The sequence below is a fragment of the Pseudomonas songnenensis genome, from assembly GCF_003696315.1.
GTDB classification, from domain to species: Bacteria; Pseudomonadota; Gammaproteobacteria; order Pseudomonadales; family Pseudomonadaceae; genus Stutzerimonas; species Stutzerimonas songnenensis.
Genome location: NZ_RFFN01000002.1, coordinates 755,054 through 770,526, shown reverse-complemented (window position 1 = coordinate 770,526; position 15,473 = coordinate 755,054). Strand labels below are relative to the sequence as shown.

Sequence of the window (15,473 nt, the reverse complement as noted above, 5' to 3'; positions counted from 1 at the left end):
GCCGCCAGATGTTATCGCTGCGCAATTATCACCACGACGTCATCGCCCACAGCCACGACCACCCGCAGCTGGTGTTCGGGCTGACGGGACTGCTGGAGTTCGAAATGGGTGGGCGCGCCAGTTGCGTCGGCGAACGGGGCCTGGTTGTCATCCCCTCCGCCACCCATCACGCCTGTGCCAGCACCGCCGGCAGCCACTGTCTGGTGCTGGACCTTCCCTCCGAAAACTGGGTCCGTGAAAACCTTGGCCATCACGCCGAGCGCAGCCTGCGACTGCTGGACCGACCGAATACGCTGCGCCTCGCTCCGGCACAGCAGAGCCTGGTCGCCTGGCTGGCGCGCAGTCCGATCAACGATTCGGTGATCGCTGCGCAAGGCACCGCGCTATTGCTGGCCAGCCTGGCCAGCACGGACCCGCCACTGCAAGACCGGCATGGCCTGCCGCTAGCGGCTATTGATGCGTTCATCGACCAGCACCTACCCCATCCGCTTCAGGTTGCCGACCTGGCTCGCATCGCAGGCTGTTCGGTGGCGCGGCTGCATGCACGCTTTCTCCACGAAACGGGCAGAACGCCCATGGAGCACGTGCGCGCGCGCCGCCTGCAACATGCCGAAGCCTTGCTGCATGAGACCCGGCTACCGGTCGCAGAGATTGCCGCACGTGTGGGTTATGCATCGCAGAGCGCCTTCACCGCAGCACTGGTGCGCGTGCACGGTCGCTCACCACGTATGTTGCGCCGCGAGTTGCGCGACAAAACCCGCGACTGACGCGAAAGACACAGTCCTGGCTGTCGACTTAGCATGGCTGTAACCACTGTGCATGGGCAGCCATGAACTCCCCCGCGGCATTCCCGTCTCTCCTGCTCAGATCGTGCACCTCAGACAGGTCGACCACCAAATGACCCCGCGTAACGCTCTGCTGGCGATCCACCTCGGCGCCTTGATGTTTGGCCTTTCCGGCGTGCTAGGGAAGCTGGCCGAAAGCTCGGCGCTGATCATCACCTTTGGGCGCGCGCTGTTCGCCGTGCTGGCTTTGCTGATCGTCGCCCGGCTGTTGCGGCCCAGCGGGGCGAGCCCGGACTGGCGCCAGGGCGCCGGCCTGGCACTGGGTGGCCTGCTGCTCGGTGCCCATTGGCTGACTTTCTTCATCGCCGTGAAGATCGCCGGCGTAGGCATCGCCACCCTGGGTTTCGCCAGCTTCCCGGCCTTCACCGTGCTGCTCGAAGGCCTGCTGTTCCGCGAACGTACCCGCCCGGTCGAGTTCGCCATGGTCGGGCTGGTTTGCGCCGGCCTGCTGCTGGTCGCGCCAGCATTCGACCTCAACAGCGGGCCGACCGCCGGATTGCTCTACGGGGTGCTCTCCGGACTGCTGTTCGCCTTGCTGTCGCTACTCAATCGCGCCGTTACCCGAGGGCTCGATCCGGTTCGCTCCGCGCTCTGGCAGAACCTGGCGATCCTTGCCGCTCTGCTGCCATTCAGCTGGTCGGCGATTCCGGCCATTCCCGCGCAGGACTGGCTGTGGCTGGCCCTGCTCGGCGTGCTCTGCACAGGGCTGGCGCACAGCCTGTTCGTCGCCAGCCTGCGGGTGCTGAAGGCGCGCACCACTTCGGTGATATTTGCCCTCGAGCCGGTCTACGGCATCGCCTTCGCCTGGTGGCTGTTCAACGAGCAACCGACACTTCGAATGCTGCTGGGCGGCGCCTTGATCATCATCGCCAGCGTCGTCACCAGCCGCCTGAAAAGCCCGCCAAGCATGACTGTGAAACCCGCAAGCTGACGCTCAGCGATCGTTGTGACCCAACGAGCGCTGTGGATCGATGCGGTCACGCACGCGCTGCTTGAGCTCCTTCGCCTCGGGGAAGCCGCCGTCATGCTTGCGCTCCCAGATCTGCTCGCCATCGCAGCTGATATGGAAAGTACCGCCAGTGGCCGGCACCAGGCTTACGCGCCCAAGATCATCGGCGAAGGTCGACAGCAACTCCTGAGCGAGCCAGGCGGCGCGCAGCAGCCACTGGCACTGGGTGCAATAAGTGATGACGATTTCCGGCTTGCTTGAGCTCATTGGCGACGACTCCCACTGGTTCATGGCGGCCTATAATAGCCGCCTTCCCACGCTCCCCGGTTCCGCCATGCTCCGCCTGTTCGTTTGCCTGCTGTTTCTGCTTGTCTTGCCTGCCTCGTTCGCTGAACCATCACAGCCGAAGACCGGCCTGGTCTTGTCTGGCGGTGCAGCCCGCGGGCTCGCTCATGTCGGCGTGCTCAAGGCACTGGAAGAGCAAGGCGTGCGCATCGACGCCATCGCCGGAACGAGTATGGGCGCGGTGGTCGGCGGGCTCTACGCCGCAGGCTACAGCGTCGCCGAACTCGAACGCCTGGCGCTGACACTCGATTGGCAACAGGTGCTATCGGACGATCCACCGCGCCAGGATATTCCCTACCGGCGCAAGCAGGACGATCGCGACTTCCTCATCAAGCAGAAACTCAGCTTTCGTGACGACGGCAGCCTCGGCCTGCCACTGGGCGTGATCCAGGGCCAGAATCTCGCGCTGCTGCTCGAGCGCCTGCTGGTGCACGCCAGCGACACCCGCGACTTCGATCAGCTGCCAATCCCCTTCCGCGCGGTTGCTACCGATATCGCCAACGACGAGAAGGTGGTCTTCCGCCGCGGGCATCTGCCGCAGGTGATCCGGGCAAGCATGTCGATCCCCGCGGTGTTCGCCCCCGTGGAGATCGACGATCGCCTGCTGGTGGACGGAGGCATGGTTGATAACATTCCCATGGATGTCGCTCGCGAAATGGGCGTCGACCGCCTGATCGTCGTGGACATCGGCACGCCGCTCAAGCCGCGCAAAGAACTGCTCACGGTGGTCGATGTGCTTAACCAGACCACTACGATGATGACCCGTCGCAACTCCGAGGCGCAGCTGGCCACCCTGCAGCCGCAGGACCTGCTGATCCAGCCGCCGCTGGCCGCTTACGGTTCCACCGATTTTGCCCGCGCAGAGCAGCTGGTCGATGCCGGCTACCGCGCCACCCTGGCATTGGAGGGGCGTCTGGCCGAGATGCGCGCCACTTCAGGCGGCAACCCCGCCCTCAGCCTTGCGCGCTCCAGCGATCCGCGCACGCCGATCATCACCGCGATACGCGTGGAGAATGATTCCAAGGTCAGTGACGCGGTGATCCGTCGCCACCTTCGTCAGCAGCTCGGCGAGCCGCTGGACCTGGAGGATCTGCAGAAAGACATGGGCACGCTCTACGGCCTGGATTACTTCGAACGCGTCGAGTACCGCGTCCAGCGTGGCAAGCTCGGTAACACGCTGGTCATCAATGCTCGCGAGAAGCGCACCGGCACGGACTACCTGCGCCTGGGCCTGAGTCTGTCTGATGATTTCCGCGGCGACAGCGTGTTCAATCTCGGGGCAAGCTATCGCAAGAATGGCATCAATGAGCTCGGTGCCGAGTGGCTGACTCGCCTGCAACTGGGGGATCGGCAAGAGCTCTACAGCGAGTTTTACCAGCCGCTCGATGCCGGCTCCCGCTGGTTCGTCGCACCGAATCTGTTCGTCGAGGCGCAGAACGTCGAGGCCATCCTCGACAACGATCCGATCGCCGAGTATCGCCTGCAACGTTACGGCTATGGCCTCAACCTCGGACGGCAGATCGCCAACAATGGCGAGATACGCTTCGGCATCGGCCAGGCCTGGGGCGAAGCCGATGTGCGGATTGGCGAACGTGATCTGCCCGATTTCAGTTTCACCGAGGGCTATTACGAACTGCAGTACTCGTTCGACACCCTCGACAACATCGACTTCCCGCGCGAGGGCGAAGACATCCGCCTGACCATGCGCCAGTATGACCCGAGCCTCAGCTCCGATCAGCGCTATCGCCAATGGAACATCAAGCTGGACAAGGCGCTTAGTCACGACGCCAACACCTGGGTGCTCGGCGGCCGTTACGGCCGCACGCTGGATGACGCTGAGGTGGTGACTTCGAGCTTTCTGCTCGGTGGCGCCCGCCAGCTGTCGGGCTTTCGCCAGGATGCGCTGGCTGGGCAGAACATCAGCCTGGCGCGCATGGTGTACTACCGCCGCGTGACGCCGCGGGCATTTCAGCCGCTGGATTTCCCGCTTTACCTGGGTGGATCGCTGGAACGTGGCCGGGTGTGGAACAACGACAATGCCTTCGACAGCGGCTACATCAATGCCGCAAGCATCTTCCTTGGCTACGACACCCCGCTGGGCCCGCTTAACTTCGGCTTCGGCTTCAACGACGAGGATGAGCGAGCGCTGTATATGAATCTGGGCCGCAGCTTTTAAGCGGCCCAGCACTCAGGATTCAGACATTCCACGGACAGGGACGAACAGACAAGCCGCAGACGCGACAGATCAGAAAGGTACGGCTAGCCGACGCAGATCGACCGGCCGGTGAGGCAGGCCAGGCCCGCTCTTCGACGTAATGCCAAAGAGCGTTACCGCAGGTTCAGCGCTTGTCCAGGTTGGCAAGAATGCGCGCATGCACCTGCTGGCACTTGCGCAAATCCTCTTCGTCGATACCGGCGAAGGCCTCGTGGCGCACTTGAGTGGAAATCGCCTCGATCTTCTCGATCAGCGGCAGAGCCGGCGCGCCGAGAGAAATCCGCTTGGCGCGGCGGTCCTCGGCCGATGCCTTGCGATGCACCAGCCCCTGAGCCTCCAGGCTGTCCAGCAGCCGAGCCAACGTCGGGCCTTCAACAGCCACGCTCTGCGCCAGCTCGCGCTGGGTCGGTTCGTGATCGAAACGGGCGAGATGCAGAAGGACCAGCCAGCGGGCCTGAGAAAGCCCGAGATCAGCCAGACGGCGATCAAGCTCCGCGCGCCAGCCGCGGGAGAGTTGCGCCAATTGCATGGCAAAGCGATGTTGCTCGGCATACATGAAACGGACATTCCCTGCAAAAACTAATTATTAGTCAGCTAACCACAGCTCCCATAAGCAGACAAGACGACCTTTGGTCCGTGATGGGGCTACAGTAGTCGCAATGATGGCACGCAGACAGTGCAAAAGCCTTGCGTAGTGCAGGTTCCACGGTTGCACCTCCTGATGGAGGGATGCACCTGGTTACAATTCGAACTCGACCTGCAGCGCAGCTCGCACGCAATAAAGCACCTGCTCCGGCACGCGTCCGGCGAACTGCCCGGCCACAGCGCTCACCGGCGGAAGCTCGCCTTCGCCGTCGAGGAAGGCTTCCTGAATCTCGCCGAGCAAGTCCTCCGGCAAATCGAGCGCCTGCTCAAGACTCAATTGCTGCAGGCCGATGGCCTCGGCGAGCATCGCGTAGACATTCTTCTCGCTGCAGTCGAGCTGCCGAGCGATCTGCGCCGGAGTCATGCCTGCCCGGGCCAGCGTGATCAACTCATGGCGCAGATCGGCAGGCGACTTGGCAACCTCGGTATTACCCTGCAGCACTTCGAGGAACGCCTGCCCGTAACGCTCCAGTTTGCGCGCGCCGACGCCGCTGATCATCGCCATGTCGGAAAGCGACGCGGGCTGGCTGCGCAACATTTCCAGCAGAGTGGCGTCGGGGAAGATCACGTATGGCGGCACGCTGTGCTCTTCGGCCAGCTTGCGCCGTAGCGTGCGCAACGCCTCCCAGGTTTCCCGTTCTTCGCTGCGTACCAGTTGGCTCGCCGCGCTGGCTGCAGGCTTTGGAGCCTTGCTGGACAGATCGCGGCGCAGCTCGAGGCTGACCTCCCCGCGCAGGAGCGGGCGACAGCTGTCGCTCAGACGCAACCCGCCGAAACCGTCGAGATCAACGTCCGCCAGGCCCCGCGCCACCAACTGACGAAACAGTGAGCGCCATTCACTTTCCGCCAGCGCCTTGCCAACGCCGAACACGGACAGGTGCTGATGACCGAGCCCACGCACCTTATCGTTATCGCGCCCCAGCAGGACATCGACCAAATGGCCAACGCCGTAACGTTGGCCGCTGCGGTAGATGGCCGATAACGCCTGGCGCGCAGGCTGGGTCGCATCCCAGGTCTGCACGCCATCGACGCAGTTATCGCAATGGCCGCATGGATTGGGTAACTCTTCATCGAAATACGCCAGCAGGGCCTGACGCCGGCAGCGGGTTTCCTCACACAGGGCCAGCATGGCATCGAGTTTGTGTTGTTCGACCCGCTTGTGCCGCTCATCGCCCTCGGAGTTATTGAGCATCTGCTTGAGAAAGATGACGTCCTGCAGGCCGTAGGCCATCCAGGCATCCGCCGGCAGGCCGTCGCGCCCTGCCCGGCCGGTTTCCTGGTAATACGCTTCCAGGGACTTGGGCAGATCGAGGTGGGCAACGAAGCGCACGTTGGGCTTGTCGATACCCATGCCGAACGCGATGGTCGCCACCATGATCAGACCTTCCTCGTTGAGGAAGCGCTTCTGATGATAAGCGCGCAGCTCGTTGGGCAAGCCGGCGTGATACGGCAGTGCCGGAAAGCCCTGCTCGGTCAGGAACGCGGCAAAGTCATCAACCTTCTTGCGCGACATGCAGTAGACGATGCCGGCATCGCCACGGCGCTCGGCGAGAAAGCCCAGCAACTGCTTGCGTGGCTGCTCCTTGGGCACGATGCGATAGAAAATGTTCGGCCGATCGAAACTGGAGAGAAAACGCTCGGCATTTTCCAGGTGCAACCGCTGGACGATCTCCTCCCTGGTTCGCATGTCCGCCGTGGCGGTCAGAGCGATGCGCGGCACGCCGGGAAACAGCTCGGAAAGCTGACCCAACTGCATGTACTCGGGCCGGAAATCGTGCCCCCACTGGGAGACGCAATGCGCCTCGTCGATGGCGAACAAAGCGATGTCCAGACGCTGCAGAAACGCCAGCATGCGTGGCTGGACCAGCCGCTCCGGCGCGAGGTAGAGCATCTTGATCTCGTTGCGCAGGATGCGGTCGGCAATGTCGCGCTGCTCGTCGGCGCTGAGGGTGGAGTTGAGGGCCACCGCGGAAACCCCGAGCTCATCGAGGGTCGCCACCTGATCGTCCATCAGCGCGATCAGCGGCGACACCACCACCGCCAGCCCGTCGCGCAACAGCGCTGGAACCTGATAGCACAGCGACTTGCCGCCGCCGGTCGGCATCAGGACCAAAGCGTCGCCGCCGCTGCCGACCCGCTCGATGATCGCGCCCTGGTTGCCGCGAAACGCGTCGTAGCCGAAAACGTCTTTGAGGATGCGCTGTGCCTGGTCGAGCATGCCGGTCTCCGAAACAAGGCGCGCAGTATACGCGAGCGAACCACCGAGTTCAGGATCGCTCCGCGATTGCGGACGAGACGTCGCCGACGAAGCGACATAGCGAAGGCGCGAGTAGCCTGCGCCCCACGGCTCGTCTAGAATCCGGGTTGTCTTCCAATCCAAGGTAGTTCCCGATGTCATTCGCCGAGCAACTCGCCCGCCTGCAAGTCTTTCTTGATGCAGATGACCTGCACGAGGAAGCACTGGATTACATCGCCGCCCATGGCTACCTGACCGCGCTGTGCATCTGCTCCGAACAGGTGCCCGAGCGTGAATGGATCGACGCACTGTTCTCCGAACCACCCCAGTACAAGGACGACACCGAGCGCGAGGCTATCGAGGCCACGCTGATTCAACTGAAGGCGCACATAGCCCGTCAGCTGGCCAGTGACGAGGACATGGAGCTGCCCTGCGAGCTGGATCTGGGCGAGGAGCCAGACGAATCAGACCTGCGCGGTTGGTGCATCGGCTTCATGGAAGGCGTGTTCATGCGCGAGGCGGTCTGGTTCGAGGACTCCGAAGAGGAAGTCAGCGAGCTGCTGCTGCCGATCATGGTCGGCTCGGGTCTGTTCGATGAGCAGCCGGAATTCGCCGATATCGCTGACAACCCAGAGCTGGTCGATGAGATGGTCGCGCAGATTCCGGAACTGCTGACCGCGTTGTACCTGATCTGTCACGCACCGGAAGAGAAGCCCGCACTGCTCAAGCCACGCCGCCACTGATTGGCTGCTCAGCGAATGCGATAGCGGCAAGCCTCCGCTGCCAAGGGCGGACGCGTGATACACCTGCAGGAAGGAGAGAGCCTCATGCATTTGCGTTCACTCTTTCTGAACTGGAAATGCGGCATCGGTGCTGGTGTGCACCGCCGCACTACCGGCAGTGAATCCAGAAGCGGCGGTGGGTAGCATCATGGCCCACCGGGACATCCAGCAGCACCGCAACCCTCTGGTTCGTTCAGCATTGCTTACCGCGGGCTGGCTAGCCGTTGCGCTGGGCGTCATCGGCATATTCCTTCCGGTGCTGCCGACCACACCGTTCCTGCTACTTGCCGCCGCCTGCTTCGTTCGTAGCTCGCGGCGGTTCTACAACTGGCTGGTGGACCACCCGCACCTCGGCCCATGGCTCCGCGATTATCTCGAAGGCAACGGCATCCCGCTCAAAGGCAAAGCGTATGCGATTGCCACGATGTGGGTGAGCATCGGCATTTCTTGCTGGCTGGTTCCGCTATTCTGGGCTCGCATCGGCATGCTGCTCAGCGCATCACTAGTAAGCCTTTACATCCTCCGGCAGAAAACCTTGCCGGTCGCCAAGATAGATCAACGCCGCTGAAGGCAGGTCGGTAGTCGACACTCCCGGATCGCTCGCTGGAGTTCCATCAATGCAGGCTTCCCAGCACCGCCCTGGCCGACCTTCCCGTCTGACGGCAGTTTTGCTAGCGCTTGCGCTGCTGCTGAGCCCGCTGGGCTGGTCGCCGGTCGTGCTGGCGGATTGGCAGGAATGGGACTTCAGCCGCATCTTCCGCACCGCTGAACAGCGCTACGGGCCGCTGAATGACTCGCGTGAACGCATCGACGCCTGGCGCTCACTATTGAGCGAGGCCGTGGCGCTAGGTGAGCGGGAAAAACTCGAGCAAGTGAACCGCTTCTTCAACCGCCATATTGCGTTCAGTGACGACACCCATATCTGGCAGCAGGAAGACTACTGGGCCACGCCGGTCGAAGCGCTGATAAAGGGCGCTGGCGATTGTGAAGATTACGCATTGGCCAAGTACTTCACCCTGCGCCGCCTCGGTGTACCCAGCGACCGCATGCGCATCACCTATGTAAAGGCATTACGTCTGAACCAGGCGCATATGGTGCTCACCTATTACCCGACTCCGTCTGCCGACCCTCTCGTGCTGGACAACATCGACGGCATCATTCGCCCCGCGTCGCAACGCAACGATTTGCTACCGGTTTACGCATTCAATGCCGAAGGGCTTTTTTTACCGGGTGCAGGGGGCGGGAAACGTAGCGGAGATAGCAAAAGGCTGTCACGCTGGCAGGACGTTCTGCTGAAGATGCGCGCCGAAGGTTTTCTGATTGGTGAGGGCTGAGTTTGCTGCCTTTTTCATCGCGAGCCGCGACTGACTGCAGCAGACCGGAGGGGGAAGTATGTCGTTACTCAAGCAGCTGTTTCTCGCAATCTGCCTGTTTCTGATCGTGGCCTTCACCGGCGGCTTCATAGCCAGCGTGGAGAACTCCCGAGAGCAATCCATCAATCAGTTGCGCTCGCATGCCCAGGATGCTGCGACTGCCCTGGCGCTCTCGATGACGCCACACGCAGACGACCCCGTCATGCTGGAGCTGCTCGCGAATTCGATCTTCGACAGCGGGTACTTCAGCAGCATCCGTGTCCTTCGAATTCCAGACGACAGCCCAATTGTCGAACGCAACGCAAACATCCAGCTACAGCAGGTGCCAGCGTGGTTCGCCGCAATCGTGGACCTGCCTCCCCAAGGCGGTGATGCACTGATCATGCGTGGCTGGGAACAGGCGGCGCGCGTCGAGGTATTCAGCCATCCGCAGTTCGCCTTGGCGAAACTGTGGGACAGCACCCTGGCCACCCTCCTCTGGTTGCTCGCCTGCGGTGCGGTGAGTGCGCTGTTGGGCGGGTGGTTGCTGCTCAGCCAGCTGCGCCCCCTGGACCGCATGGTCGAGCAGGCTCAAGCGATTACCCAGCGTGAATTCATTACCCTCCCACACCTGCCTCGCACGCCGGAGCTGCGTCGCGTTGTGCAAGCGATGAACCAGATGGTCGACAAGCTGAAAACACTGTTCGCTGAAGAAGCCGAACGTAGCGAAAAGCTTCGCCAACAAGCCTATCAGGACGACCTGACCGGACTTGCCAGCCGTCGTCTGTTTGACCTGCGCCTGGGCACCCAGCTTGCTCCGGCCGAACATCACGCGGAGGGCTATCTGCTATTGCTGCAGATTCACGACCTCAACGGCCTCAACCAGCGCTACGGGGCGCAGTTCAGTGACCGCCTCATCGTCGCCATTGGCGAGCAACTGATGCGCTTGAAAAGCCGCCGCGGCCGAGCAGACTGGCTGGCTGCACGCAACCGCGGCAGCGAGTTCGTACTCTTGGCTCCGGGCCTGCATCAGGACGAGGTTACGCCGCTGCTCGACGCGCTCAGTGGTGAATTGGAAACGCTGCGCCCGACGGGCTCGACGGACAGCATTCCTGTCGCGCACATCGGCGTGACGGCCTTTCGCCTCGGCGAAACCCCGCGGGACGTGCTCGAGCGAGCCGATCAGGCCTTGGCCCAGGCACAGGCCGGCAACAGCGCCTGGCAATTGCTCGAAGGTTACTGGGCGCAACCTCTGCGTGATCAGCACAGCTGGCACGAGACGCTGCAACAGGCGCTGGCCGATAGCGCCCTGGCGCTTTACGTGCAGCCGGTCGGCTTGGCCGCCGAACCAACACAGATACTTCACCACAAGGTGCTCGCCAGATTGCCGATTCCTTCGGGTGAACCACTGACCGCAGGGCGTTTCCTGCCCTGGCTCGAACGCCTTGGCTGGGCCGCACGCTTCGATTACATCATGCTCGAGCTGGTGATAGCTCGTCTAAAGCTGGCGCCACAGCCACTCGCGCTCAGCCTTTCGGCGGCCACCCTACGAGATGCCCGCCATCTGCAACAGGTTTTCGCGCTGCTGCACAGCAACCCGAACGAGGCCAGCCATCTGATTCTCGAACTGGACGCGCAGCACTTGCCCGTGGACGCCCACCTGCAGCACTGGAGCCAGAAAGTCCGGGCAACAGGAACACGTCTGGGCCTGCAGCACTTTGGCGGGGATTTCAGCAAGATCGGCAATCTGGCCCATCTCGGATTGGCGCATGTGAAGGTCGATGGCACCTACATTCGGGGCATCGACAAGGATGAAGACAAACGCCTCTTCATCGAAGCGATCTATCGCACTACCAACAGCATCGATCTGCCGCTTATTGCGGAGATGGTGGAGACTCAAGGCGAACTGAGAGTACTGGCGGAACTGGGCGTGCGAGGCGCCATGGGCCACCTCCTGGGCGCACCTCGCCCATGGCAAACCAGCATCAGGGAAGGATCTGCCTCGGACTCCTGAGCGCGACCGGGGCATGGCGATAAGCGGACTCATGAAGAGCGAAAGGAGACGCGGCAAGAGGATGCGACGCAGCGATGCGATGTCGCCTGCTGAGACGAGTTCTACCGGGTGCCTGGCCTAGATCAGTGACTGCTCTTCGTCGTCCAGCAACGTACTCAGCCCGCCCAGCCGTGCACGTGTCTGGGCACGGGCGTGCAGCTTGCGCTGCGCAGCTTCAGGCAGATCGGTAAAGCGTATGACACCGCGGGCGATCAGCACACCGACCAGATCCTCCACGACACGCGCCATATCCTGGTCAGATGCCTGCAGGCCAGCCAGCTGTACCTGCTCATCCCCGTGAGTCGCCAGCCAACTCTGCGCTTCGTCACTATCGGCACGCAACGTGCCGGTCATTCCGTCGAAAGGAACCGGTTCGACACGACGCAAAAGACCCAGCTCGTCCCGCTCTATGTAGAGCATATCGTTCTCCGTAAAAAGGCCCGCTACGCTGCCGCGTAGCGGGCCGACTCTCCACCAGCTTTAGCCGTTGTCGACTTTCAGCGCACCGTCGTCGAGCAGTCCCGAGATCACGTCGGCTACATCGTTGCCATACAGCGCACTCAAGTCCACACCATTGAGGGTGATGTCCTGAACTGGCGCACCGCCCGGTGTCAGGCTGACCGAGATAGTCGTCGAACCGCCACCGAAAGCGAAGTCCAGATAATCGCCCAGGGTCGCCGCGTCCTCCGGAACGCCAATGAGCAGCTGCGATAGATCGATGACATCCGTGTTGGTACCGGCCGGGTCAATCTGGAAGTCGGTGATAGTGTCAGTCCCCCCCCCGTCACCCACACGCCAGACGAAACTGTCGCGACCTGCACCTCCTGTCAGGGTGTCGTCACCCAGGCCTCCCACCAAGATATCGTCCCCGGCACCACCCAGCAGCGTGTCGTTGCCAGCACCGCCGTAGAGCGTGTCATTACCGGCACCGCCGTCGAGGTAGTTGTCACCACCATCTCCGGTCAACGTGTCATTGCCCGCGCCACCCAGTAGGTTCTCGATGCCGGTCAGCGTATCGCCTTGAGCCTCTCCCCCAATGCCGGTGCCCGCGACCAGATCGACAGTCACACCGGCAGTATCGGTCCGGTAATCCGCCGTATCGATGCCAGCCCCCCCATCGAGCACGTCGGCGCCCATACCGCCAGCGAGCAGGTCGTTGCCGGCCCCGCCGGAGAGGGTGTCGCTTCCTATACCGCCGATCAACGTGTCGTTGCCACCGCCGCCCATAAGGATATCGTCACCTGCATTGCCGGCCAGGTAATTGTCCGACTCGTCTCCGACCAGCGTATCGCTGAAGGCACTACCGAGGATGCCTTCGATGCCTGTGTAGGTGTCCCCAGCCGCACCTGCCGACCCGAGACCGGTCGCCAGACTGGCAGCAATACCAGTCGTGGCATCGCTGTAATCGACCATGTCGAACCCAGCCTTGCCATCGATTACATCAATCGCGCTGCTGGCTGCAATCACGTCGTTACCTACCGTACCGTCAAGCACAAAGGTGCCAGCGGAGTTCGCTGCGGTGATCTGCACGTTCAGCGATGCAGCGTTGCTAAGGTCGCCATCACCATCCTGAGCCACAACGGTGAACGATAGACTCTGATCATCTGGAAGCACCTCGCGGGTATACGAGAAGTCCTGAACGCGAATCCCCCCATTGCCGCCATTCTGAACATCGACTCGAACGACGAGATTCTCGAAAGACACACCCGGATCGATGACAACCCAACCATCTGCCGTCAGCGTGATGCCTAGCCCGGTACTTGTCGCTAAAGGATCACCGCCGACAACGCTGCCGTACGCCGCCCAGGTGATATAGACGGCGCCCTTTAGGTTGGACGTGAGATCCGCATAGAAGCGCAGGCTGTCCGCGCCGCCACTTTGGGTATAGAGGAACCCCGCGTTATCGGGAACAGAGCTGGCGCTACCCAAGCCAAAGCCATTTCCAGACACGTTGAGCAAGTCGCTATTGGAGCCACTGCCACTGTCCGGATTCGTAAAACTGGTTGGTAAGGTACCGGTGAACTTCAAACCATCGAACGTCCACCCATAGGTGGGGCTACTGATAGTGGTGACTGGGGTGCCCGGCTGAAGGCTGGTGAAGTCGATAGCCTCGGTGTACCCCGCCTCAGGCGCAATCAAATTGAAGCTATAAGTGCCGTTGGCGCTTACCGTCAGAGTGAATACAGATTCATTGGCAGAGGTCAGCGCCGTCAGTGTTGTGCTGACGAAAGTGTCGCCAACATAATTGTTGGTCGTTTGATACGTTACACCGCTCAACTGTGGCCCGGTGATTTCAAACCCAGCCGGTCCGTCAGCGCCCGGCACGACCGCGAATGTACCGTTCACGGTACCGATCTCATTAGGGATCACAGCATTTACAAAGGTACCCAGCGTTGGCACATCGTCAATGATTCCAACTATCAGGTTCGCCGAAGCCGATGTTGTGCCATCCGAGACGCTCACCTCAAAGACGTCGCTTTCGTCCACGCCGGCCACGTCGGTGGTCGGACTGGTCAGCTGGTATTGATAGGTGGCGATGCCGGTCAGCACGTCATAGCCGGTGACCGTCAAAGTACCGTGGGCACCGGCAAAGNCATTGGCAGCGGTCGGTACGTCGTCGACGATATCGATTACCAGACTGCCAGAGGCCGAGGCCGTACCATCGGAGACGCTGACCGCGAAGGTATCGGTTTCAGCCACGCCGGCCACGTCGGTAGTCGGGCTCGTCAATTGGTATTGATAGGTGGCGATGCCGGTCAGCACGTCATAACCGGTGACCGTCAGGGTGCCGTGAGCGCCAGCGAAACTGCTGCCCACCAGGCTGCCGATCGCCACGCTGGTGCCGTTGATGCTGACGCTCTGGATATCGTCCAGGCCATCCGCATCACCGATGGTGAAGGTGCCGCTGGCGAATTCGCTACTGGCGCTGGCATCGGAACCGGTGGCCAGGCCGGACTCAAACACCTGGGCACCGATCACGCTCAGCGTCGGCGCATCGTTGCTGCCAATGATGGTGATGGTGATCTGTGCGCTCGACGGGTCGCCGTCGGCGTCCTGCATGGTGTAGCTGAAGGTCTCGGTCAGCGTTTCACCGCTGTCCAGGCCCTGAACAACCGCAAGGCCGTTGTTAAGCACGTAGGTATAGGTACCGTCAGCGGCCAGGATCAGCTGACCGTAGAGGCCCTGCTGTGTGCCAGTCGTAACGACGGAAATGCCGCCGTCGGTCCCTGGCAGATCGTTGGCCAGAACGTTCCCTGTCACGCTGGGGGTATCCTCATTCAGGCTGTTGGTATCGTTGATTGCCGTCGGCGTTCCATCCACCACCGGCTCATCTTCAATCAGCGCATCGGTGACCAAGTCGGGAGATTCCGGCACAGAGGTCAAGCCTCCCGTGGGGAAGCCGATCGTTGGATCGATCGCACCACCAACTGCATCGAGCAGCACAAACGAGTGTCCGCCGCCTGCGCCGCCCGTACCGCCGGCGGCCGGGCCTGCAGCGGTCGCAGGAGCCAGCTGAGTCGGGTCTTCGCCCGCGGCGATGGCTTGCTGCAGCGCCTCGACGTCAGCGAGATCCGTCGCCGACGGCGCTGAACTGTCGCCCCCCTGGGCGTCTGCCAGCAATTGCTCGGTCAGCTGCAGTTCCGATCCACGACCCAAGGTCAGCTCGCCGCCTTGCACGAGGTCGATATCTACCGCACCACCTGCGGTAATGATCCGCTCACCGGCAAACACGCGATCCCCCTCGACCAGAGGGCGACGGAGTCCGTCCTCTCCCACCGCGAAAACTTCACCCACTACCTGCCTGACGGTTCCGATCAACTTAGCCATCTCATCCTCCGAATCGCCTGCCGGCGCGGCGAGACCGTGCTGCCGCTTGCCACTAATGGCGTTTTGCTTCTTCTAGTAGCCGATTAATAGCTTTTAACTATTATTCGAGCATCAAATAAAAGCTGTTCTGGCTCGCCCGGCGAGCTGCTGAACACTTTTAACTTAGCACCCTTTACTGCAATCAAACGTACTTGAGAAAAAAAAACAGACACTGACCAAAATC

At 61.9% G+C, this 15,473-nt stretch carries 12 protein-coding genes; 7 read left to right on the top strand and 5 right to left on the bottom strand.

Annotated elements, in window-relative coordinates; translation table 11 throughout:
• The first annotated feature begins 8 nt into the window (after positions 1-8).
• Positions 9-767 (top strand): AraC family transcriptional regulator, encoded by a 759-nt coding sequence (locus EA798_RS08030; protein WP_122098596.1) that lies wholly within the window; start codon positions 9-11, stop codon positions 765-767.
• A gap of 130 nt (positions 768-897) precedes the next feature.
• The gene (locus EA798_RS08025) at positions 898-1,776 is read left to right on the top strand and encodes a DMT family transporter (RefSeq protein WP_122098595.1); all 879 of its coding nucleotides are present in this window, start codon (positions 898-900) and stop codon (positions 1,774-1,776) included.
• 3 nt (positions 1,777-1,779) lie between these two features.
• Here EA798_RS08025 and EA798_RS08020 read toward each other — a convergent pair whose 3' ends face one another.
• On the bottom strand, positions 1,780-2,061 hold the full coding sequence (locus EA798_RS08020) for an Rdx family protein (protein ID WP_015276716.1): 282 nt from the start codon (positions 2,059-2,061) through the stop codon (positions 1,780-1,782).
• A 67-nt stretch (positions 2,062-2,128) separates the two neighbouring features.
• Here EA798_RS08020 and EA798_RS08015 point away from each other — a divergent pair, with 67 nt between their 5' ends.
• Positions 2,129-4,315, top strand: coding sequence for a patatin-like phospholipase family protein (locus EA798_RS08015; RefSeq protein WP_122098681.1), 2,187 nt, complete (start codon positions 2,129-2,131; stop codon positions 4,313-4,315).
• Positions 4,316-4,478: 163 nt separating this feature from the next.
• Here the strand turns inward: EA798_RS08015 and EA798_RS08010 are convergent, their stop codons facing one another.
• Positions 4,479-4,910, bottom strand: coding sequence for a MarR family transcriptional regulator (locus tag EA798_RS08010; protein WP_015276714.1), 432 nt, complete (start codon positions 4,908-4,910; stop codon positions 4,479-4,481).
• Positions 4,911-5,093: 183 nt separating this feature from the next.
• Complete coding sequence (gene recQ, locus EA798_RS08005; RefSeq protein WP_122098594.1) at positions 5,094-7,217, bottom strand: DNA helicase RecQ; 2,124 nt, start codon at positions 7,215-7,217, stop codon at positions 5,094-5,096.
• Positions 7,218-7,390: 173 nt separating this feature from the next.
• On the opposite strand from recQ, the gene EA798_RS08000 reads away from it, so the two are divergent.
• The 4 genes from EA798_RS08000 (at position 7,391) to lapD (ending at position 11,383) form a co-directional block, all read left to right on the top strand.
• Positions 7,391-7,978: a UPF0149 family protein gene (locus EA798_RS08000; protein ID WP_106158421.1), complete on the top strand. Its 588-nt coding sequence runs from the start codon at positions 7,391-7,393 to the stop codon at positions 7,976-7,978.
• A gap of 187 nt (positions 7,979-8,165) precedes the next feature.
• Positions 8,166-8,585, top strand: a complete 420-nt coding sequence (locus tag EA798_RS07995; RefSeq protein ID WP_106158843.1) for a YbaN family protein — start codon at positions 8,166-8,168, stop codon at positions 8,583-8,585.
• Between the two features lie 49 nt (positions 8,586-8,634).
• Positions 8,635-9,351: a cysteine protease LapG gene (gene lapG, locus EA798_RS07990; RefSeq protein ID WP_106158420.1), complete on the top strand. Its 717-nt coding sequence runs from the start codon at positions 8,635-8,637 to the stop codon at positions 9,349-9,351.
• A 58-nt stretch (positions 9,352-9,409) separates the two neighbouring features.
• On the top strand, positions 9,410-11,383 hold the full coding sequence (gene lapD / locus EA798_RS07985) for a cyclic di-GMP receptor LapD (protein WP_122098593.1): 1,974 nt from the start codon (positions 9,410-9,412) through the stop codon (positions 11,381-11,383).
• 117 nt (positions 11,384-11,500) lie between these two features.
• Here the strand turns inward: lapD and EA798_RS07980 are convergent, their stop codons facing one another.
• Both EA798_RS07980 and EA798_RS07975 read right to left on the bottom strand, forming a co-directional pair.
• Complete coding sequence (locus EA798_RS07980; protein WP_106158418.1) at positions 11,501-11,842, bottom strand: tryptophan synthase subunit beta; 342 nt, start codon at positions 11,840-11,842, stop codon at positions 11,501-11,503.
• 60 nt (positions 11,843-11,902) lie between these two features.
• Positions 11,903-15,250 carry a retention module-containing protein gene (locus EA798_RS07975; RefSeq protein ID WP_122098592.1) on the bottom strand — a complete coding sequence of 1,116 codons (3,348 nt, stop codon included), beginning with the start codon at positions 15,248-15,250 and terminating at the stop codon, positions 11,903-11,905.
• Positions 15,251-15,473: the final 223 nt, after the last annotated feature.